At 54.0% G+C, this 21,831-nt stretch carries 18 protein-coding genes and 1 pseudogene; 6 read left to right on the top strand and 13 right to left on the bottom strand.

What is annotated here, in order from left to right:
* The 3 genes from MKX76_RS01370 (at window position 1) to MKX76_RS01360 (ending at window position 2,549) form a co-directional block, all read left to right on the top strand.
* A complete protein-coding gene (locus MKX76_RS01370; RefSeq protein WP_210094793.1) occupies window positions 1-963 on the top strand; it encodes a YqhG family protein in 963 nt (320 codons plus the stop codon).
* Between the two features lie 142 nt (window positions 964-1,105).
* Entirely contained in the window at window positions 1,106-2,203 is a 1,098-nt protein-coding gene (locus MKX76_RS01365) for a hypothetical protein (protein WP_244869164.1), read from the top strand.
* Window positions 2,178-2,549 carry a hypothetical protein gene (locus MKX76_RS01360; protein ID WP_341032744.1) on the top strand — a complete coding sequence of 124 codons (372 nt, stop codon included), beginning with the start codon at window positions 2,178-2,180 and terminating at the stop codon, window positions 2,547-2,549. Before MKX76_RS01365 ends, MKX76_RS01360 begins: the two co-directional genes overlap by 26 nt.
* A 149-nt stretch (window positions 2,550-2,698) precedes the next feature.
* On the opposite strand, the gene MKX76_RS01355 is transcribed toward MKX76_RS01360, so the two are convergent.
* Complete coding sequence (locus MKX76_RS01355) at window positions 2,699-2,890, bottom strand: YqzE family protein (protein WP_210094795.1); 192 nt, start codon at window positions 2,888-2,890, stop codon at window positions 2,699-2,701.
* A gap of 161 nt (window positions 2,891-3,051) precedes the next feature.
* Here MKX76_RS01355 and MKX76_RS01350 point away from each other — a divergent pair, with 161 nt between their 5' ends.
* On the top strand, window positions 3,052-3,858 hold the full coding sequence (locus tag MKX76_RS01350; RefSeq protein ID WP_210094796.1) for an N-acetylmuramoyl-L-alanine amidase: 807 nt from the start codon (window positions 3,052-3,054) through the stop codon (window positions 3,856-3,858).
* Window positions 3,859-3,952: 94 nt separating this feature from the next.
* Here the strand turns inward: MKX76_RS01350 and MKX76_RS01345 are convergent, their stop codons facing one another.
* The 11 genes and pseudogenes from MKX76_RS01345 to MKX76_RS01295 form a co-directional block, all read right to left on the bottom strand.
* Window positions 3,953-6,694: a carbohydrate-binding protein gene (locus tag MKX76_RS01345; protein ID WP_210094797.1), complete on the bottom strand. Its 2,742-nt coding sequence runs from the start codon at window positions 6,692-6,694 to the stop codon at window positions 3,953-3,955.
* A 34-nt stretch (window positions 6,695-6,728) separates the two neighbouring features.
* Window positions 6,729-7,997: a glycoside hydrolase family 125 protein gene (locus MKX76_RS01340; protein WP_210094798.1), complete on the bottom strand. Its 1,269-nt coding sequence runs from the start codon at window positions 7,995-7,997 to the stop codon at window positions 6,729-6,731.
* Between the two features lie 25 nt (window positions 7,998-8,022).
* Window positions 8,023-8,142: pseudogene (locus MKX76_RS01335) on the bottom strand (carbohydrate ABC transporter permease); the annotation flags it as partial.
* Between the two features lie 27 nt (window positions 8,143-8,169).
* Window positions 8,170-9,255 (bottom strand): glycoside hydrolase family 76 protein, encoded by a 1,086-nt coding sequence (locus tag MKX76_RS01330; protein ID WP_210094799.1) that lies wholly within the window; start codon window positions 9,253-9,255, stop codon window positions 8,170-8,172.
* A 17-nt stretch (window positions 9,256-9,272) separates the two neighbouring features.
* Window positions 9,273-10,340: a glycoside hydrolase family 76 protein gene (locus MKX76_RS01325; RefSeq protein WP_007127748.1), complete on the bottom strand. Its 1,068-nt coding sequence runs from the start codon at window positions 10,338-10,340 to the stop codon at window positions 9,273-9,275.
* Window positions 10,341-10,358: 18 nt separating this feature from the next.
* Window positions 10,359-11,291 (bottom strand): carbohydrate ABC transporter permease, encoded by a 933-nt coding sequence (locus MKX76_RS01320; protein WP_007127747.1) that lies wholly within the window; start codon window positions 11,289-11,291, stop codon window positions 10,359-10,361.
* A 28-nt stretch (window positions 11,292-11,319) separates the two neighbouring features.
* On the bottom strand, window positions 11,320-12,207 hold the full coding sequence (locus MKX76_RS01315; RefSeq protein WP_341032740.1) for a carbohydrate ABC transporter permease: 888 nt from the start codon (window positions 12,205-12,207) through the stop codon (window positions 11,320-11,322).
* A gap of 27 nt (window positions 12,208-12,234) precedes the next feature.
* Window positions 12,235-13,530 (bottom strand): ABC transporter substrate-binding protein, encoded by a 1,296-nt coding sequence (locus MKX76_RS01310; RefSeq protein WP_007127745.1) that lies wholly within the window; start codon window positions 13,528-13,530, stop codon window positions 12,235-12,237.
* A gap of 614 nt (window positions 13,531-14,144) precedes the next feature.
* The gene (locus MKX76_RS01305) at window positions 14,145-15,329 is read right to left on the bottom strand and encodes a GntR family transcriptional regulator (RefSeq protein WP_251537734.1); all 1,185 of its coding nucleotides are present in this window, start codon (window positions 15,327-15,329) and stop codon (window positions 14,145-14,147) included.
* 268 nt (window positions 15,330-15,597) lie between these two features.
* Window positions 15,598-17,124: a glycoside hydrolase family 43 protein gene (locus MKX76_RS01300; RefSeq protein ID WP_028406320.1), complete on the bottom strand. Its 1,527-nt coding sequence runs from the start codon at window positions 17,122-17,124 to the stop codon at window positions 15,598-15,600.
* A gap of 107 nt (window positions 17,125-17,231) precedes the next feature.
* Window positions 17,232-18,932 carry an ABC transporter substrate-binding protein gene (locus MKX76_RS01295; RefSeq protein WP_251537736.1) on the bottom strand — a complete coding sequence of 567 codons (1,701 nt, stop codon included), beginning with the start codon at window positions 18,930-18,932 and terminating at the stop codon, window positions 17,232-17,234.
* A gap of 209 nt (window positions 18,933-19,141) precedes the next feature.
* Between MKX76_RS01295 and MKX76_RS01290 the strand changes: the two genes are divergently transcribed.
* Both MKX76_RS01290 and MKX76_RS01285 read left to right on the top strand, forming a co-directional pair.
* Window positions 19,142-20,005 carry an AraC family transcriptional regulator gene (locus MKX76_RS01290; protein WP_028406322.1) on the top strand — a complete coding sequence of 288 codons (864 nt, stop codon included), beginning with the start codon at window positions 19,142-19,144 and terminating at the stop codon, window positions 20,003-20,005.
* Between the two features lie 403 nt (window positions 20,006-20,408).
* Window positions 20,409-20,915, top strand: a complete 507-nt coding sequence (locus tag MKX76_RS01285; RefSeq protein WP_034273939.1) for a DinB family protein — start codon at window positions 20,409-20,411, stop codon at window positions 20,913-20,915.
* Window positions 20,916-21,251: 336 nt separating this feature from the next.
* Here MKX76_RS01285 and MKX76_RS01280 read toward each other — a convergent pair whose 3' ends face one another.
* On the bottom strand, window positions 21,252-21,740 hold the full coding sequence (locus MKX76_RS01280) for a hypothetical protein (RefSeq protein ID WP_251537738.1): 489 nt from the start codon (window positions 21,738-21,740) through the stop codon (window positions 21,252-21,254).
* Between the last annotated feature and the right edge of the window lie 91 nt (window positions 21,741-21,831).

Here is a 21,831-nt window from a genome sequence, read left to right as displayed (position 1 = left end):
ATGACCATGACGCCGCAGGAGGTGCAGAAGCACTTCATGGCCTATTTGGAAGCCACCGAATGCACCGTCATTGAAAAATCACCGGAGCATGTTACCGTGAAGCTGTCGCCCCAAGCCGACAAAATGCTCACCAACCGCCCTTACTACTGGAGCTTTGTGGAACGTACCGGGGCGCCGGCCGAGACTCTCTCCTTCCAGTTCGTGTTCGATCCGGAAGCCTACGACGAGCGGATGGCCAAGGCCAAGCTCGCCGAGAGCAAGGCGCAGCTGTCCGCGCCGCAGCAGGACCCGCTGCTGGCCCGCTTTTACGGCAACGCTCCCGTGCTCCCCGTGCTCGGTCCCGGCCGCATCCAGCGCGAGAACGTCAGCTACGGAAGCAGCAGGCTGGCTCAAATCTGGAACGCGGCCCGAGAGGAAGGCAAATGCGTGTATCTGTTCCAGCAGCCCGTCACGGAGCCGCGCCCACGGGCAAGGTCAACGCCGTACGAGCAGTGGCTCGGCGTCTGCTTCAAGGTAGAGTTCAGCTGTGATCTGAAGCGCGAGGAGCTCCATTATGTTGGCATCTCGCTGTCCACCCGGAAGATCGTGACAGATTTCCCGGCTGTGCTTAATGGCCGCGAGCTGACGCCCCGCCTGCCCGAAAGCGTGCACGTCCGTCCTGCGGCCGTTTCGCTGCGCGAGGCGGCGGGGCTCCTTGAGGAGCATCTGATCGTCAGCTTAAGCAAGCTGGATTATACATGGGCATCCAAGGCACGCGAACGACTGGCGGAGGAACTTGCGGTGATCGACAGTTATTACGAGGACCTGCTGAAAGAGCAGGATGAGGAAAAGAAAGCTCAAATCGAGGAACAATACCGGAACCGGAGGTCGGAAATGCAGTGGCAGTATGAGCCGAAAATCAGCTTCTCCGCCATAACCTGCGGCCTCTTTCACCTGTGTTCGCCCGTGAGCGCGTCCTCTTGACGCTCCTCTACAAAACAAGGCAAAAAAAGAACCGTTCCCTTCTGTCCTGGCGCGACACCTTGCAACAGCGTTTGCACAGCTTGTCCGATATGATAGAACCACCATATCCCCCATCGCTTAGGATGGCGGGAAGGAAAGGCGGTTGATCCATTTGTTGCATTGGCATAAAAATAACGTCCTCCATGGAGGCTCTTTCAATAACGAAAACGACAGCCGGTCCAATCGATCCCGCGCAAGGTCTGCCCTGCTGCTGGCGGCCATATGTACGGCGGCCCTCATCCATCCGCTTGCGGTCGCTGCGGCCGGCAGTGAAGCGGCGATAATCACTCCCGCTTCCGCCGATCCATCCCTCTCCCTCGCGGATGACAGCTCCATTCGGAAGTCCGCAGTCTCCGCCGCGGTTCCGCAGAGCTTGCTCCATTTCACGGAGGACACCGTGGAGCAGCTCTCGGCCCATGTGCCGTTTACAGCCTGGAGCGAGGCCGAGCTGGAATACACCCCGCTCGGACCCGGGACGCACGGCTGGCTGGTCACGGTAACCGATGAAGGTTTGCCTCAAGGTTACCTCATTATCAGCGCCTCCGAGGATGGAGGGTATGTGCTCAGTGAATATGGAATCGGCGGTACCCTCCCCTTCAGCTTGGGACCGCTGGAGCAGCGTCTAGCCGCCGAGGGGCTTACCGATCCCGAGGGATCTCTCCCGCAAGGCAGCTTGATTCGTAAACGATATACGGGAGCTCCTGTATGGGAGGTCACCCTTCCAAACCAAGATACGCTTTATATCAGCGGCTTCAATAGCGAGCTGCTCCCGAACGTCTCGCTGGCCTCCGGCACATTGGACCGCTCCGGCATCAGCAAAGGAGTTGTTGCAGCCGGATCTGCACATGGATGGTCGGCGGACGCTCCGTCCATCACGGAGCATCGTCCCGACCCGTATGATAATCTTCAATGGCTGACCTCATCCAGCCTCACGGCCCGAAGCAGCAGCGAGCTCAGAAGGCTGCTGCAAAAGCACCCTTCACTGGTGTTTAAATCGAAGGGCGATGGCAATGCCGCTTTCGGTGCCCCGTTCAGCTTGACCGGATGGCAGCGCTGGTCATCCGTCTCCGGCAGCGCTGCTGATGCTGCAGCCATCTATGTAGCGATTCCGCTCCGGAATACGGACACTACCCGGTTTCTGCCGGCACCCCGATTAGTGGGTCAAGGCAAGTTCTATGTTTATCCGGGAAAATCAAATTAAAGACATGAATGACCGAAGATATGCCGGTTTCTTATCGAACAATAATCCAGGCTACATTCAATTTCAAAAAAACAAAGACGGAAATTATAGGTGGCAGCATATAGAAGTAAACGTTAATGAAGCATTTAGCGTCTTCGCCCCAGAACCTCTCTTGTTTTTGATTGTCACTAATGAAGAAAATAAAATAGCGAAAATGCAGGTAAGCGTAAATGGACAGGAAATAGAACAAGAGTTTACGCCTTATAAGGCCAGTGTCACCTGGATGTCTCCCCCTAAGACTGGAAAAAGTCATTATTCATATAAGTATTACGATAAAGATGGAGAGCTAATTTATTATTTTAAATAAGATGTTTTCAAACATGCTTGCGGATTTAGGTAAATCAGACAAAAACAAACACCGGAAAAAGCATCCATTCCGGTGTTTGTTTCTTTGTCATGAGGGTGCCGACGTCTCATCGTGTGCTATTAACCATCCTTTGGCCTGGTCACGTCACCCTATTTGGTTTTTCGCTTACGCTTGGATGACATGTCCTCTTTCCACAGCGATACGGAGAACGGAATCATGCCGAACCATTTCGTTGTCCACGATTCCTTCACCTTGGACTGGCGGCGGATCTCCTTCGGTGTATCTATATAGGTTACGAATCGCTCCGTAATGTATTTGATCAGTTCATCTCCGCTGGCCATCTCATCATCTCCTTTGGATCTTCTTAGGGTTTATCCGCATCCCGTTATCAGTTTGCTCCGTTTCAATCGTTTCTAGACTCACAGCTTTAGGAATCGGGATGATTTTCCGCAAATTGCACATTCTAAAGAAGTCGAAATCCACGAGAAAGAAGGAGTCCATCATGGTTAAGGCAGCAGGAATATGGATGCTTCTCCTGGCATTGGCATGCCCGGATCATATGGCAGCAGCTTTCCATTCGGAGCATGTTCAGGCCGTGGGCCAGGCCGCAAGCCACAACAATCGCACACAGGCCGCCGCCCGCAGCCTGCATATAGAGATCCCAGAATCCCCTGTCTCGTCAGGCCGGGAAAACAACCAGCATCACACACGCCACCTACATCCTTTTGCCCAGGACGTCGTACTGATCGATGCGGGGCACGGCGGCATCGACGGGGGAACCTCCCATGGCGATATTTTGGAAAAGGATATCAATCTTGAAATATCGCGCAGGCTGTTTATGCTGCTCCGGCAGCAGGGATATCCTGCCGTGCTCAATCGCGACGGCGATTACGCTTTAAGCGACGACAACCGGTGGCACAGGACGTCCTCCAGGCATCGGCGCGACCTTTCGCAGCGCAAGCAGCTTAGCGAAGAGATCCCGACCAAGCTTGTAGTAAGCATCCATGTGAACTGGGGCCGAAACAGCTCGAAACGCGGCGGCATCGTGCTGCATCAATCGGAAGGGCGCAGCAAGGCTCTGGCCGATGCAATCCAACAGCAGTTGAATCAAGTATACCGAAACCGCAACCAGATCATGGTCGGCAAGCCGTACTATTTGCTGAATACGACCGACGTTCCCGCCGTCATTGTGGAGACCGGCTTCATCAGCAATTCCGAGGACCGGCAGCTGCTGACGAGCCGCAACGGGCAGATGAAGCTGGCCGAAGCAATTGCGGCAGGCATTGTCCATTATTTAACAGCCCTGTGAGTCGGCCCGGGGCCTGCCTCATGACCATGGGCCGAACACGATCCAGCAAAAATAGACCGGCGCCCGCTTAAGCGGTACGCCGGTCTGGTTCATGTCATTTCTTTATTAAATCATCCAGCCGGACGGTGTGCCCCTTGGAGACATTTCCGGAATGGTCCACGGCTGTGAAGGTGACGGTATGGTTCCGGGGATTTCTCACCTCCGGCAGGAGCGCAGTCTGAATCCCGCGCCGTACCTCAAGCGTATCGCCCACCTGCTTTTTGTTCTTGAACAGGCGGATCTGTACAAGCTTGCCGTCCATATCGTACGGCCCATCCCAGTACAGCCGGATGTGCCCGTTCTCCCGAAGGGCCCGGACGTTCTCCACCTCGCCCGGAGGCACATCGTCCGGCACAGGCGCCGGCAGAGTAGTCGGGGCCGTAAATAAGGCCGGATCGCCGAACGTAAATTTGTCCAGGTTATACAGCCAATCCGAGCCTTTGAAAATCAGGAACACGATATGTTTGCCAGTGACGGGTGTCGCAATGTTCGCCGAGAACACTTCAAAGTTATGCCAGCCGCCGGTGCCGTCGACCTTAGCGGCGGCAATCAGCGGGCCGTTCATGCTGTCGATTCGCACTTCAATCGTGCCGCCGCCCGTATCACTGGCCGCATGAACATGGAACTGTTCCGGGCTCGTATCGCCAAAGTCGACGTAGTTGTACATCGCGTAAGGCTGGTTAGGGCCGAACAGCCCCGCCAGATACGTCTGCCCTCCGCCCTGCTCTGTGCCGAACCCGTTGCCGATCGTATAATGCTCGGCTTCGAGCTTGCCGAAGGCATCCCGGCCCGTGCCTTTAACCGTCGTGAAATTGAACCAATCGAGATTGCAAGGATAATCCTGGCCGTCCGTCCCGTGAAAAACAAGATACACGTCATGAATGCCGACAGCCTGTTCCCCATCTACGAGCGCCATCAGATCGACCCAGTCGTCCCAGCCGCCCAGGGCAGGAATCCGGGCAACGCCGACGGTCGGTCCGTCCAGACTATCCAGCTTCACCTCGATCGAGCCGCCTTTATGGCCGCTGGATACGCGCATCGTTACGCCGGATGCACCGCTGCTGCCGAAGTCGATATCCCGATAGATGGCATGAGCGCCGTCCGCAATTCCCTCCAGGTAGCCGTGTTCGGCGTTAACGCTTAAGCCCGAGCCGCCATCCAGCTGACCGGCCCGCAGCTTGGCATAGGCATCGGTTTGTCTCGGATCGTTCTCGGTAAACCGAAACCAGTTCAAGTTAAACAGATATTCGTCGTTGACTTGGTTAAACACCAAATATACGTCATGCGTGCCAGTTACGGTCACAGGATTCCCCTGCTCATCCTCAAGCACGCCGACTGCATCGATAAATTGATGCCAGCCGCCGGTGCCTTCCACGCGGACCGTGCCGACCCGCGGTCCATCCAGCCCATCCAGCCGGATGTCGATATTGCCGCCGCCCGTCCCGCTGGCGGCCCGGGCAATAAACCCGATCGCGCCGTCCGTTCCGAAGTCAACGTTCTTATAGGCAGCGAAATGGCCGGAACGGATGCCGCCGAGCTGCAGCGTGCCTTCCGGGCTCCCCTCCAGCACGAACCCTTTACCGATATTGTATTTTTCCGCTTCGATTCTTGAATAGGCGTTCCTAACCGGATAACGCGGAGCAGCCTCCTGCGGCTCCACAACCGTAAGTGCTTGAACCGCGCCCGCGGACGACCAAGACTCATAGGTGCCGGAGAGCAGTTGTCCCACCCAGTTCCCGTCAACGATCCCCTCTTCGCCGCGATGACTCCAGGCCGTAGCCGTATTAAAGGCCAGCCAGGCGTCGAATTCGCGCTCAAAATCGTCATAGGCGCGGTCATCGAGATCGTCCAGCGTCTGCTGCAAATAAGCCAGGTTGCGGATCAGAATCGTTTTGCCGCCTTTCAAATCCCCGTTCGGCCCTTCATAATTGAGCAGCCGGTTGTCGTCCACCAGCCGGTCCATCGTAAACCGGGCACCCTTCACGGCATCCTCCAGATACGTCTCGTCCCCGGTTGCCCGGTACAGCCCCACCGCCGCACCGACGAATGTCCCTTGATTATAATGCGTGGAATCCGGCACCGGACCGCGCTCCAGCTCGATCCGGTCGAACACTTTGCCGTTCCCGTCCGTCAGCATCGTTTTGCCCCAGCTGAAAATGCGGGTCGCCGCCTCAAGATAATGCCGATCTCCCGTAATTTCGTACAGGAATACAGCCGCCTGGGCAGCCGGGAAATTAATGCAGGCGTTCTTCGTGTTGTGCTCGCTGTTCAGCCACCAAATGCCGCCGCCCGCAAACTCGTCGTCCCACTGCGTATCGTACACGAAGTCGAAGTAATACTTGGCCTTCTCCAAATATCTGGCTTCGCCGGTAATCTGATAAGCCCGCGCGCTGCCCATTGCCCACCACATGATGTCATCGTTAAACGGATTGTTCGTCCAGTCCTCGCCGTGCTTAGCCACCGTGCCGTCAAAGATGTCGTCGATCTGGGTTCGAAGCTCGGCCTTCAGCTTCGGGTCTGATGTGTTCAGATAGGCGTCCATCACCATCTCCCACAGCTCCGCTTCGACCCAGAAGCTCTGGTAATTGTCGCCGCGGTTCGAATTGGCCCAGAAGTACTTCGCTTGCGGGTCCCAAAACTTGGCGTTGAACGCTTTAATCGCCGCGTCCGCGTCGGCCGGTCCGAACGAGGCGGCACGGACCGGGGCGGCCCCGATAACTGATGTCAGCAGAAGGGCCATGATCAATGGCAATGCAGTCAACCTCAATAACGACCTTTTTCCCGGATTCCCTTTCACGACATTACCTCCGTTTCGATTTGCTATTTCAAAACTATCGCATTTTGATTTCCAAACCGCACAGGCTTAACACAAATTCAACGAACATGGCGTTGGACCAGGAGAACCACTCCCGCGTAAATTGCTGCGGATTATCTTTATGGAAGCCCTCGTGGACGAGCCCCGTATCGGCATCCGTCCGCTCGAACATGCCCAGAATCTCCAGCTTCTCCGCTTCCCCGGTCGCCGTGATGCCCTGAATGGACAGGGCGATGTGCCAGATGTAGTCCTTCGGCGTATGCGGACTGCCAATGCCTCTCGCATAAGTCCCTTCGTAATAATAAGGATTGCGGCGGCTGAGGATCAGCTTGCGCGTATTCACATAAACGGGATCGTCTTTGGCGCAATAATCGAGATAAGGCAGGGACAGCAGGCTGGGCACATTGGCATCGTCCATCAGATTGACCCCGCCAAGTCCGTCAACCTCATAAGCGTAGACCTGACCGAACTCCGCATCCTCAATCAAGGCATGCTCCTCGATGCCCTGCCGGATGTCCTCCCGCAGCGCACGGACCTCCTCCGCAAACGCCTCGTCCCGGTAAAACTGCTCGTTTACCTCCAGCAAATACCCCAGCACCACGACTGCAAACATGTTAGACGGCACCAGATAACCATACTCGCAGGCGTCATCGCTTGGGCGGAAGCCAGACCAGGTCATGCCGGTATAGGCGGTTTTCCCTGCCAGCGTATTCGTAGGGCCGCCACCCGGCCGTTCAAACGTATAGGGAGACATTTCCTCATGCCGCTGCTCCGTCCGCCACGTGCGCACAATCAGCTCGGCCGCCTGCTTGAACGCTGCCGTGAAATGCTTTGTCTCTCCGGTGTTTTTCCAATATAAATAGGCCAATTGAATCGGATAGCACAGCGAATCGACCTCATATTTGCGCTCCCAGATCCAGCCGGACATGTCGGTGAGATCGTCATGGTGGCCGTGGAAGTTCTCGAATTCATTAAATGCATTGGCATAGGGATCCCGCAGGATGCACTCGCACTGTCTTTTCAGCACGCCTTCGATAATCTCCCGCAGTCCCTCGTCCCCGGCTGCCGGAATCAGATACGGCCGCAGCTGATTGACGGAGTCGCGCAGCCACATGGCCGGAATATCGCCGGTCAACATGAATACGGTGCCGTCTTCATGACGGCGGATCGTCGTTTCCAGCGTATTTTCGTAACAGCGTTTAAACATGTCTACAATCTTCGGGCGATGCCCCATCGTTTGTTCAACCAGGGCGATAATCTCGGTTTGACTAAGGGGTTTGGTCATGCTCATTCTCCTCTGCTCACTTCCATTATTCTTTTACCGACCCCAATACGATGCCATGGATGAGATACCGCTGCAGAAACGGATAGATCAGCATAATCGGAATCATCGACACAAGGATTTTGGCCGAGTTCAAGGTCGTATTGGAGCACATTCATCATCCCGCCATCTCCTTTCACGGTTGATCACTCCCCGCCTCCAGCGCAGCCGCTGCCTCCAGCAGCATCAGTCCGCTAAGCTGGACGCTGAGCTGCACCGGCAGACGCGGCGGCTTATCCCAGCCAGGCCCGCACATCAGCGGCGAAGGCTGCATGCCTTCGCGCCACAGGCGCTCCGCATTGGCCGCGATGATGCCGCGGACCCGGGGAACCTCCGGGTCGAGCCGCAGCAGCTCCAGCAAATAGCGGATCAGGATGCCCTTGAACAGCCCGGTATCGTCGATCCCTTCATCGGGCAGCAGGCCGCTGTCCGGATCGGCAAGCTCGTCAAAACAAGCTTGCGCGGTCCGCCGGGCGTCCTCCAGATATTGCGCGCTGCCGGTACACTGGTACAGCTCGACCCCGGCACCGATGAACACGCCCTGGCAGTAGGTGAATTTCCAGTCCTTGTCGATCCGGCCGTCGCCCAGCCGGTTGAGGCCGTCCCAGACAAAGCCTGTCTCCGGATCGACAAGATGAGCCTTGTTCCAATCGTAAATGCGCTTAGCCCAGGACAGATCCGCTTCATCGCCGAAGCGCCGGTAGAGTCTTGCCGCCAAAATGGCGGCCGGGGCGTTGGCCGGGGTGTTTTTGTAATCGAGCTGGTCTTTCTTCCAGGCCATTCCCCCGCCGCAATGCCCGTTCCACGCGGTTTGGATATCCGCCCACAGCTCCAGTGATTTTTTCTTGTACCACGGGTCGCCCAATGCGTCATAGGCCCGCAGCAGCGCCAGCGCCGTCCATTCCATATCGTCGTAATAATTATGCTTGAACGTACCGCCGTTATAGCTTTCCAGACTGCGGCAGAACCGCCCAATCCGCTCCGGCAGTGCCGGATCGCCGCTGCGCTCATAGGCGTCCACCAGGACGTCGAGGACATGCGCCTGCCACCAGTAGTAGAAGTTGTCGCCAGGCCGGTTCTCCGAACGGGGATACCATTGATCGAGAATACCGGTCTCATCGTTCATATAGCAGGCGAACATGTCCTGATGCATCCGGGCCGCCCGCTCCGCCCAAAGGGCGGCCTGCCCGGCCGCCAAACGCCCGCTTCGCTGTGCTTCCATCCCTTTCCCTCCTCTTCCTATCCCTGCAATCCGGGCTTCAGCTCCGCTGCCGCTTCCAGCAGCATCGCGCCGCTAAGCTGCGCGCTAAGCTGTACCGTCTCGTCAGGCTCAGGCCTGCGCCCCCAATCGGTGCCAAAGAGCGGCTGCTCCTCCGCATCATCCTGCGACCGCCAGGCCGCCTCCGCCTGAGCCGCGATGAACGCCGCAACGTTCCCCGCTTCCGGCGCGGATCGGGCCAGCTCTGCCAAATAACGGATCAGGATGCCTTTGAACAGCCCGGCATCCCCGCCGCCTTCATCGGGCAGAAGACCGGTCTCCGGTGCGGTGAATTCGCTTTGCACCACACGGAACGTCCGCATGGCCGCCTCCAAATAGGCGGGCTGCGCGCTTTCCCGGTACAGCTCCACCGCAGCCCCGATGAACACGCCCTGGCAATAGGTGAATCTCCAATCCTTGTCGATCGCTCCGTCCCCGGTCCGGTTCATGCCATCCCAGACGAGTCCCGTCTCCGGATCGACGAGATTCGCTTCCTGCCATTCGTATATCCGCCGCGCCCATGCCAGATCATCCGGATTGCCAAACTCCCTATGCAGCCGCATGGCCAGAATGGCCGCGGGGGCGTTGGCCGGGGTATTTTTATAATCCAGCTGCGATTTTTGCCAGGCGATCCCGCCGCCCATCTGCTCGTTCCAGCCGGTCTTGATGTCCTCCCATAACGTCTTCACAGCTGCTTTGTACTTCGGCTCGCCGGTTGCTTGATACGCCCGCAGCCAGGCAAGCGCCATCCATTCCATATCGTCGTACAGCTCGTTGGGCCAGACGCAGCCGTTCCGCGCCAGAATACCCTCATGGAAATTCCGCAGCCGCTCAGCGTAACGCTGATCCCCGGTGCGCTCAAGTCCGTCGACCAGCACATCGACCGCATGGGCCATCCACCAATAATGAAAAATATCATTGCACTTCCCGCCCTCGCACGGCGTCTCAATGTTGTACATACGGATCGACTCGTTCCAGAACCGCTTATCGAGCGCCCGCTGAACCCGGTCCGCCCGCTCTTGCCATACCTCTGTCATCGCTGCATTCATCTTGATCTCTCCTATCTCCTAACCCTTGATTCCGCTAAATGCAATGCCCTGGATAAAATACCGCTGCAGCATCAGGAACAGAACCAGGATAGGCAAAATCGCCACCAGCGCCCCCGCCATCATCGGTCCATAATCCGTCTGATAATTGTAAGAGAACGCCTGCAATCCCATCTGAATCGTCGCCTTGGCCGGGTCGTTCAGCACGATCATCGGCCACAGGAAGCTGTTCCATCCTGCCTGAAAGGTGAAGATGCCCAGCGTAGCCAGCGCCGGCTTCGTCAGCGGCAAATAAATTCGCCAAAATATTTTGAATTCGCCGCAGCCTTCAATCCGGGCCATTTCCATCATGTCCTTCGGCAGCGTCAGGAAGAACTGGCGCATGAAGAACACCGCAAACGTCCCCGAGGCTCCCGGCAAAATAATGCCCCAAAACGAGTTCATCAGTCCGTGACCCCCGCTGCCAAACAAATCGTTACCGCCGACAAACGGAATATGCCGCAGCACGTACACGCTTGGAATCATCGTCACAATCCCTGGAACCATCATGGACACCAGCAATATCCGGAAGAACGGCTGGTTCATCTTGAAATCCAGTTTGGCAAATGCATAGCCGCTCAGCGAGCCGAAGAACAGGTTGAGCAGCACCCCGGCTGTCGCAAGCACAAAGGAATTCCAGAAATACAGGCCGAACGGGACCGTTGTAAACGCATTGTAGTAATGCTCGAACGTGATATTGGTCGTTATCCATTTGATCGGCATGCTGAACATCTCGTTGTCCGGTTTAAAGGAGGTAAGCACGCTCCAGTAAAAAGGCAAAAACATCATTACGGCAATCACGCTGCTGATCAGGTAAAAAATAAAGTTCAGCCCTCTCTTTCTCGCCGGCGCTCCCAGCCTTTCAGTACCGGGCCGGGGATGCCCGTTCGATTGGGGAACATGTTCCGCCATCATCGCTTTCGACCTCCCTTCCGCTGCTGGCTCATACGATCGGCTCCTCCGCTTTGGTCAATCTCATGCTGATGATTGAAAACACGAGGATCGCCATCGCCAGCACAAATGCCTGTGCCGAAGCATAGCCCATCTGCAATTGGTTGAAGCCCTGCTGATAGATCAGGTAGACCGGCGTCTTGGTCACGTTGGCCGGACCGCCTTGCGTCAGGACGAAGGCCTGGTCAAACAGCTGCAGTGCACCGATGATCGCCATGACGCTGACGAGAAACGTGGTCGGGCGCAGCTGCGGCCAGGTGATGTAGCGGAAGCAGGCGAACCGCGACGCGCCGTCCAGACGGGCCGACTCGTACAGATAATCGGGCACACCCTGCAGGCCGGCCAAATAAATGATCATATTCGAGCCGACCGATTGCCATAGCGTCATGACGATGATCGACAGCATGGCCGTTTCCGTCTGCGATACCCAGGCTGGTCCCGTAATGCCAAAGTACCCCAGCAGCCCGTTGATCAGGCCATATTCCGGGTGCAGCATCCAGATCCATACGGTCGAGGCAGCGACGGCCGAGGTTAGCGTTGGCAAGTAGTAAAATGTGCGAAACAGCTTGACCCCGGCTTTTCTTTTGTTAAGCAGCATCGCCAGCAGCAGGGAAATCATCAGATTCAGCGGCACAAACACCACCGCGTAATACATGACGTTCAGAAACGTCTGCCACAACAGCGTATCGCCCGCCAGCCGCCGGTAATTATCCAGCCCCACCCAATCGTGACTGCTCAGCACGTCGTAGTTGGTGAAGCTGAGATAAAGGGCCATTACGACGGGAATGACCATAAATACGGCAAACAGCAGCATCGTTGGCGTGATGAACAGATAGGCCATTCGGGCTTGATGCCGCCCCAGCTTATTGACGGATGCCATAGTTTCCTCCCCTTTCATCGGCCCGTTTTATTCCACGGACGCATTGTCCGCAAGCAGCTTGTCGCCTTGCTCCTGGGCTTTTTTCAGCGTATCGTCGAGGCTTTGCTTGTTTTGCATGAACAGCTCCAGATTCGGGATCACGGCGTTCTCCTCCATTACGGAGTAGCCCGGATGCGTCGGACGTGTCTTGGCAAACTCCAGCGTCTCCGTAAACGGCTTCCACAGCGGGTCCTCCGTGAAGAACGGATCCGCAAGCGCCGGCTTGAAGCCCGGCATATTCAGACTGGTCTTGGCCCACAGCAGTGCATTGTCCTTATTCGCCGTCCACCATTTGATGAACTCCCACGCTTCCTCCGGATGCTTGGAGCCTTGCGGGATCACCAGGCCGAAGCCGCCCATTACGCTGCCCTGATCTCCGTTCGGCCCGCTCGGCGGCGGCACGATGCCGTAATCCAGGTCCTTGCCGTATTTGTTATAGGTGCTCATCATCCAAGGTCCGGTGTACAGCATCGCCACTTTGCCGGTAACAAATGCGTCGTTGCCTTCGCCAAGCCCTTCCTCAAAGCCGATTTTGTAAACTTTGTCCTCGTTCAGCAAGCGCTGCCAAAACTCCAATACTTGCTTGCCCTGCTCGTTGTTGAAATTCGTCTTTCCGTCCTCGGTCAGCATCTGGCCGCCGGCCTGCTGCAGATACATGTTAAACAGTCCCGGATCGCCCATCGAGAAGCCGGCGACCTCCAGCTTGCTGCCATTCCATTTCGTCAGCGTCTTGGCCGCCTGCTCCAATTCGTCCCATGTTGTCGGCGGCTGTAATCCCGCGTCCGCAAACATCTTCTTGTTATAAAACAGCGCGCGTGCATCAACCGTTAACGGCAGGCCGTAGAGCTTGCCATCATGCGTGAGCTCCTTTAACGATTCCTCGTAAAAATCATCCGGGTTCAAACCATCCCTGGTCATGTACTCGTCAATGGGCCGCAGCACGTTCTTCGGGGCGTACAGCGATGTTCTCCAGCGGTCCCAGAACAGAATATCCGGCGCGCCGCCGCTCGTTGCAGCCGTCAGGAACTTGGTGACCATATCCTGCTGCAGCATGTATTTGACTTCGATTCGGTCCTGGGACTTGTTGAACGCATCCACCATCGTCTCAAACTGCTTCTGCCCCTCTCCGCCCCAATCGCCCCAAAAGGTCAATTGAACCTTACCGCCGCTCTTACCGTCGCCCCCGTTGTCGCCGCCGCTGCTGCTTCCGCCGCTTCCTCCGCAGCCGGCGAGCAGCCCTCCGAACATAACAACCGTCAGCATCATGATCAGCCACTTTCTCATACATAAACCTCCCCTTTGATTTAAGTTCATCAAGTTGATTATAAAGCGCTTTCAGTAAATATAGTATATTAACCTAATATCATTATGTCAATAAAGAAAAGTGAGATTTCCCTGGTATAAAAATGAATATGGTGAGTATGTTGTTACATCCGTTTATGTAATTTTGCTGCTTCTGCAAAAATGGCACAGGGGACTTTCAATGGATCTTGCTAACGGAAGCATAGACACAGAAAGAAAATAAGCCTGGCTGCAAACCAGTCTGAACATCATAGGCATATTTATATCATGTTATATAATTGGTATGTGTTAAAGGAAGGCTACCAAATGAGCGAATGTTTGACGGAAAGGGGGATCTGTAGAAGTTTTAATTAAGCGAAAAACTAAACAAGTTTAAGACTGGGGGCTTAAGGAATGCGGAATTATTTATAATGCTCGCCATAATTCTTGAATTAAGGATCTACTACATGAAATATGGAATAACGTGCACCACATGAGATTAGGATTGAAAAGGGGTGACTTCAACAATCGAAGCCACCCTTTAACTTCCGTTATGAGGATACTTGTATGCCGCGCATCATGTGTCCGACCCTCTAGAGCAATCGCTAGATAACTTGCTACTTGCCCTGATCGCGGGCAGGACCGGTGGATTCCCCGGGGATGAGCTGTGCAGGAAGCTTGATTTTGTTCGCGACCGTTTCCTGCTCCATGATCGCCAGCACGTTTTCTACGGCCAGCTTGCCCATCTCCTCCTCGCTTTGTCGCATATGCGTGAAGGCATACCCTTCTCCGATGCGGAATTGCGGGCTGTCAAAGCAAATAATCGAAATATCTTCCGGGATGCTGAGTCCAAGGCGGGTTACCGCTTCTTTCGCCAGCAGCGCGATATAGTATTCGATGGCAAAAATAGCCGTAATCGCCGGCTGCTCCTGCAGATGCTTCATAATTCTCCCGATATCCCGCTCGATGTTCTCGTCGTTGAACGAGTTGGGCAGCGTGGAGGTCAGATCGCAAATCCACAAGCTCCGGTCTGCGGCCACGCCGCGGCCGGCATGGGCCTGGACGAAGCCCTCAATCCGATCCTCCACCGCAGACGTATCCACCGGAGGCGGGGACAACAGGGCAATATGGGTATGCCCGAGATCGAACAGATGCTCCGCCGCCTCCGTTGCCGCCTTCGTGTTGTCGGTGCTGATCGACGCCGCGGCCACTCCCTTGATCTCACGGTCGATCAGGACAAGCGGGAATCGCTCGATCACCAGCTTAAGGATCTCGGCATTAAAGAACTCCCCTTGCGCGGGAAACACGATCAGTCCGTCCACCCCAAGCTGCAGCAGCTTGCGGATCGTGTCCTCCTCGTTCTCCTGAACGCCGAATGTCCGCCGCAGCACCAGAAAGCAATCCCGTTCGCGCGCGGCATCCTCCATCCCGTAGATCAGCCGGGTGCCGTAGCTGCCGGCAAAATCGGTCAGCACAACGCCGATCAGCTTCACGGCCTGCTCCTGGCCATGCCCGTTTACTCCCCGGCTTCCGTCCTGCCGCCCGGGCGCTGCCGCCTCCTGCATGCTTGTCTCCGGATCGGCGACAAACGAGCCGCGCCCCGGCTTCCGCACAATCATCCCTTCGGCTGCCAGCAGCTCCATCGCCTTTTTGCTGGTAATCCGGCTCACATTGTACGCTTCAGCCAGCTCCTTCTCCGAAGGAATCCGGTCCCCGGGTCTATAGCTATTGGACATAATTTGGTGCTTCACATCATCGAATATCTTCTCGTACATCGGTTTGGACGAGGTCGTTTCATTCATGACAATCCTCCCGTGTTTCCTCCAAAAGAAATTGATATATGTTATAATATATCATGATATATTATCGTTGTCGAATCGTTGCGAGCAGCCAGCCGTATCTCCCATGTTAGTGAAAACGGGGCGACAAGGAGTCAATCTTCCAGGAACATCGTGTGAAAAAAAGAGGCCCGTGACTTGGCTGAACCTTGTCACAGACCCTCTCGTTAATTCCCTGCTGAAGCCCCCGAGCTGTGGCGCTTATGCTCACTCTGGTCGAGCCTTAACTTCATCACACTCCGCTGGCATGGTTATCAGCAACTTCATAATCGAACCAGTCAAACGCCGCAGGCGTGGTTCCATTCTCACCGTGTGCATACATCGCAATAATGACGCCTGTAAAGCCGCCGGCAACTTCTGTCGAAAGCAAATGGCTCTCGCCTGATCCCATATCGATGACATCGGACGCGTTCTGCTCAATGGAGAAACTGAAGATCTCGGGCTTTGCGTCAACCCTGAATACGACAGGTCCCTCTGAGCATCGCCGGGTCTGCTCTGAACGGAGCGAGCCTACTGTTCGTCTGAAGACGATGGATTTCTCCCCGTTAATCAACTTTACAGCAAGATCGTAATGATACCTTTCGTTCATAAACACCGTTAATCCTGCTTCCTCCCCCTCGTACGCAGGCTCAAAGTCCAGTGCGGCAGAGATATGGCTGGAAAAATGGCTTAGCCGTCGCCCGACAAACGCCGGGGAGCCTGCATCGTTTAAAGAGGATGCGTTGCCCCGAAGCACCAGAGAGCCCGGACGCTCGCGCAGCGACCAGCTTCCTTGTTTAGGATTGCGCAAGAAGATCCAGTCCAGGCCCAGCGCATTACTATCAAAATCATCCCGGATCGGCTTTCCTGGCCACCGGCATTCCGGCAATTGCGGACGTTCCATCGTCTCTTCAACCCGCCCCTCGATGCCGATGCTCGGCCAGCCGTCGTCCGCCCAGGTTACAGGAGCCAAGAAAACCTCCCTGCCAAGATGATGGCGCATCGGGTATGAAACAGGCCTGATCCCCAAGAAAACGGCCCACCACGTGCCATCCTGAGCCTGTACCAAATCCGCGTGTCCGGTCGCGTGTATGCTGCTTCTCCGGCTTCGATGGGACAGGATGGGATTACGGGGACATGGCTCAAACGGTCCGTAAGGATGATGGCTGCGCGAAATCGTAACCATATGACCATACTCGGTTCCGCCCTCGGCAATCATTAAGTAATACAGGCCATTTATTTTATATAAGTGCGGGGCTTCCGGGCTGGCTCCCCCCGTTCCTCTCCAGATTAAGCGGGTCTCCGTTAATTTCCTGCCGCTTGAAATGTCAATTTCACATTGATAGATTCCCTCTCCCTCGTCGCCTAAACAGGCTGTCTGAAAATACACGCGGCCATCGTCATCAAACAAAAGCGAAGGGTCTATGCCCTGCTGGGCGACGGGGACCGGATCAGACCACGGACCGGCTGGGTCCTTGCTTGTGACTATAAAATTGCCGACTCCGTTAACATTGGTGGTTGTCATGTAAAACCAGCCCTCATGGTAACGAAGGGTCGGAGCATAAATGCCTCCGGAAGTCGAAGCATTCGCAAGCGGCAGCTGCTCTGCCGATGTCAGGCAATGCCCGATTTGATGCCAGTTTACCAGATCCCTGCTATGAAAAACAGGAACGCCTGGAAAATATCCAAATGTGCTCGTAACCAAGTAATAATCTTCGCCAACGCGGCAGATGCTCGGATCAGGATAAAAGCCGGGTATAATCGGGTTGTTGAATTTCATGAAAGAAAACACTCCTCTGCATGCCATATTTATGTCTAGACACAATTGCCAAATCACTCGGCATAAAAAAGAGGCAGCGAATGGCCTGCCCCTGTATATCAAACGGATCAGTTATTCCACAGCTTCACCCGGTCACGGACCAGCTCCGAATATTCCCGCTCCATTTTTTCCGCCCCGGCGTTGTTCAAATCTTGGATGAACTGATCGTAAAGCGTATCGAACTGAGACGGGTCCGCAAGGATGATCTCCGGGATCCGTTTGCGAACAATCTCTTCAACCCGCTTGTAGGTGATCGTAATATTGGAGTCAACCGGCGGGGAAATGAGATATGCCGCTCCCCACGGCTTCTGCGGAAATTCCTCCGATTTCGGCCAGAGATCCTTCCACATTTCCGCACCATAGGCTTTCAGCGTTTCTTTGGCGGATGGCGTATAGTTGGCCTTAATTTGTTCCGGGAAATTGGTCGTATAATAATTGCCGGTCGAATCCATCACGCCGTCGCCGTAACGTGGGAACAAACTGTTGTATAATCCAATTCCACTCTCTTTGGTAAAGTTGGCATTATCGTTAACTTTACGGTCCTGCACGTCTTCCGGGATCACGCGCTTGCCATCCACAACTTGGTAGTGCTCTCCTTCAATCCCCCAGTTCATCAAAACTTGCCCTTCCTCGGAAGCCAAATAATCGAGGAACTTGATGATTCGCACCGGATCCTTCGCGGATGTTGTGATCCCTACGCCCCAGCCAGCCGCATAACCTGCATCCTGGAACGAAGCATCCTTGGTCGTCTCATCCAATTGGATCGGGAATCTTGCATAGGTGCGATTCTCTTTGCCGGCCGTTCTCAGCGCATTCGTCGGGTTTCCAAATCCCCAATCGGCGTCAATGACGCCAAGGACGCGGCCCGAGGCGATTTTCGCTTCGTATTGGTCCGTCTTCTGAACGAACGTTTCTTTATCCAGCAGGCCCGTGGCGTTGAGATGATTCAGCCAGCGGAAATACTCCTTATCCTCCGGGCGTCTGTAGTGCAACTTCGCCTCATACGTTTCCGGATCAATATAATACTCCCCATCCCCAGACAACCCCGTAGCAATGACGGCTGCATCCGTGACGGAGATCATGAACCGCCAGCCGTCTGCATTGAGTGTGAGCGGAATCGTCGGTTGACCGTCGATCGTCGGGTATTTCTCATAATAATCCTCCAGCGCCTTCTCAAAATCCTTTACGGTCTTAATTTCCGGATAACCGAGCTCTTTCAGCACTTCATGCTGAATATGAAAGTTTCCTCCGGCATCCAGCTGCTGATGATCCACGGCATTCAGTGTCGGAAGGACATAAATCGACTCATCCTCATTGTTCCACTTCAAACGGTTCATGTAATCCCCATAGAGCTTTTTCAGGTTCGGTGCATGTTCCTCGATCAAATCCGTAAGGTCGATAAAAGCGCCCGAATCAACAAACAGATTCGCATCGCCTTTAGCGAAAACGAGATCCGGATATTCACCGCTCGCTACCATCAACGGCAGCTTCTGATTGGAGCCGTCGACCGCGAATTCGGCCTGGATCGTGACACCGGTCTTCTCCGTCAGCTTCTTGCCGACGGCATCCTGCATATTGGCCCAGTTGGCATTCGAATCCGCGCTGAAATAAGTGATTGTAATCGGTTCCAAAACATCTCCTTCGCTGCCTTCCCCGCTGCTCGCGGACGTTGCGCCTTTGCCTTCATTACCGCTGCTGCATGCAGCTAGACTAAATGCGGCAAGCATGATCATTACAAGAAATAGTGACAGTCTCTTCTTGTGTTTCATGGATTTACCCCCATTCCAAATATCTTAGCGATCAGGTCATACTCGGCTCCCGCTTCTCAAGTCTTTCTAGGTATGAACCGTTCAGAGCTTCACTTCACGAAATCTATTATAGTGATAGCAATGTCCTCAATCCTTGATTTTAGAGTCCAAAAATAGCATGATAAGGACATCATAAAATGCAAGACCTGAGTGGGAGGGAGGGAAATCAAATGCGAAGCGTTCCCCTGAATTGGTTTACAGACGATGAGGAGTTTAAGTTTTTTATTCAGTACGGTAAGCATGAAGAGGATATGTATGTGCATCAGCATGTTGATTTCTCCGAGCTTGTGATCGTTTTACACGGCAATGCCACCCATATCGTCAACTCCGAGGAATCGTTCATCAAGAAAGGGGACGTATTTGTCATTAACGGCGAAACCTCCCATGGATATAAAGACCCCCATGAGTTTCGTATCTGCAACATCATGTATAAACCCGAGATGCTGGAATCGGCCGGTCCTGACTTCAAAAGATCGAACGGGTATCAGGCGCTGTTCGTTCTGGAACCGTATTACCGCAATATCAACCACGCCTTGAGCAAGATGAGCCTATCAATCTCAAGCCTGGAATACGTAGCGTCCGTCGTTGACTTCATGATTGAGGAATACACGAACAAGCAGCAGGGCTACCAGACCATCCTGCGTTCGCGTTTTATGGAGCTCGTCGTCCAATTGTCCAGGCAGTATGAGAACCAGGAGCGTCAAGGGGTCCAACATCATCTGATGCATTTGGCCAAGGCCATTTCCTTTATGGAGGATAACTATTTGCAGCCAATTTCACGCGAAGAAATTGCGGCCAAATCGAATATTTCCGTCAGGCATTTGAACCGGATTTTCCAATCCTATTACAAAACGACCCCTTCCGCCTATCTCCTGCAGCTTCGCTTGGAGCATGCGTGCCGGCTGTTGAAGTCGACCAACCTTCCCATTTCGGAAGTGTCTTATCAGAGCGGATTTAATGACAGCAATTATTTTACTCGTCAGTTCACAAAGGTGATTGGCCTATCGCCAAAAGTATATCGAAAGAGGAGATAAGTGCTATGAGCATCGCCTGGCAGAACACCGTCTATATCCACCCGCCGCATGCGGAATTCTTCCTGGACAATGGCATGGGCCCTGTTACCAAACCGATTATCCAGGGGTACTGTAACGATTGATGACAAAGAAGCCGGAGCATGTTCCTTCCTGCTCTAGCTTCTGTTTTTGCTGCCATACGCACAGCTGGTTAAACTAAGATTCGGCTTATGCAGGTCCAAGTTGGGTCATACTGAGAATATACACTAAATGAATCATTCAGGAGTTCTGCCATAATCCCTGCAGGGAAGAATTGAATAAACGGCGAACTGCAGTACAATATAGATGTAGTATTTTTTTGGAAAAGCTATAAGAATTGAAAGCACTGCTTAAATTGATCATGAATAAAAGGGAGAGATGTATCATGTATGCAACCATCGAACAATTTCTGAACGATTGGAAACAGGAAGCTGATCTTACTCTGCAGGTGCTGGACAAGCTGACAGACGACTCATTGAGCCAGGCGGTGTCAGAGGCACAGCCGCGAACGCTCGGCGAAATCGCATGGCATATCACCCAGAGCATCAGCGTATTCTTTAATCAAATCGGGCTGGAGCAGGAGATCCCGGCAGCCGAGGGAAGCTCCGCGGCGGCCATCGCCCAAGCTTACCGCCGTACCAACGAATCGTCCATTGCGGAATTCCGCACGAAATGGGAGGGTCAGGAGGACAAGCTGCAGGAGCCTGTTAAGCTGTTTGGCTTCATCGACACCACCAATGCCGGCATATTGGACAAAATGGTGCGTCACCAGATCCACCATCGCGGCCAGCTCACGATCCTGATGCGTCAAGCCGGACTGGCAGCGCCGGGCGTGTATGGACCGAATGAGGAAGAGACCGCAGCGATGAAAGCGGCAAGAGGGCAGTCTTAAGTTTTGTCGCTGTGGCAGGAGCAGTGCTCACTGCTTCGCTGTTTTAAACGGATTGCTATATTAACGCTGGAAACAAGGAGGGCTGCCTTGAGGCAACCCTCCTTGTTGCTGCTGCAGGGGGCATGGAATATTCCGGTGGGGAAAAGTTAAGACTTTCGGTGTATTATCACTTGCTTTTGTACTGCTATTTACTGCAAAACTGCGAATCACACAAAAGAAAACCAACAGCTTTTTTATAAAAGCTATTAGCTGGATACTGGAATAATAAGCGCAGGATTGCCGCTGTTACGAGTTGCAGCTGTTCCTCCGGTCGAGCGCAAAACGCTCTATCGAAGCTCAATTCTCAATCACATGAATCTTCTTCCGCTCAGTTTCCAATTCGTATACCTTACTGCTGCCGTCTCCATGATGAAGTCTAATTTCAGTGGCTGCCGAGATCTCGTATACGCCCGGATTTTTAAACCGATAAGTATGCTTCTCTACTATTACCTCTTTCATATCTATAGTCCGTACAATTCCGACATCCGTTCTAGTTACCGTATTTATGGACTTCCCCGTACTGTCTCGAATGATATAGTAAAACACTGGATCTCCAGTAGTAATTTCAAGCATTTCATCCGCTGCATTTTTAATTTCCGCATCCATCGTAAAAGACTCGTTAACCCCCACTTGCTCCGGAACAATAACATCAACCGCAACCGGATACTGCTCTGCTTCTGCCGTAGATGAAGGAATGGTCTCTGCCTTATCAGCCAAGGATCGTTCGGATTCAACAGACTGACAACCGAGTATAAACAACAGGAAGATCATAGCGAACTTTTTCAAGATTAAACACCTCCTAAATCACACTGACGTAATATGAGGTGGTTTTGTTTTCAAATGGAATATAAAAAAACAGATATTTGTTATAGTTTGG

It is taken from the genome of Paenibacillus sp. FSL R5-0810, from assembly GCF_038002285.1.
Taxonomy (GTDB): domain Bacteria; phylum Bacillota; class Bacilli; order Paenibacillales; family Paenibacillaceae; genus Paenibacillus_AQ; species Paenibacillus_AQ lactis.
The sequence above is the reverse complement of the archived record's forward strand: the minus strand, read 5'-3'. Positions and strand labels throughout refer to the sequence as shown.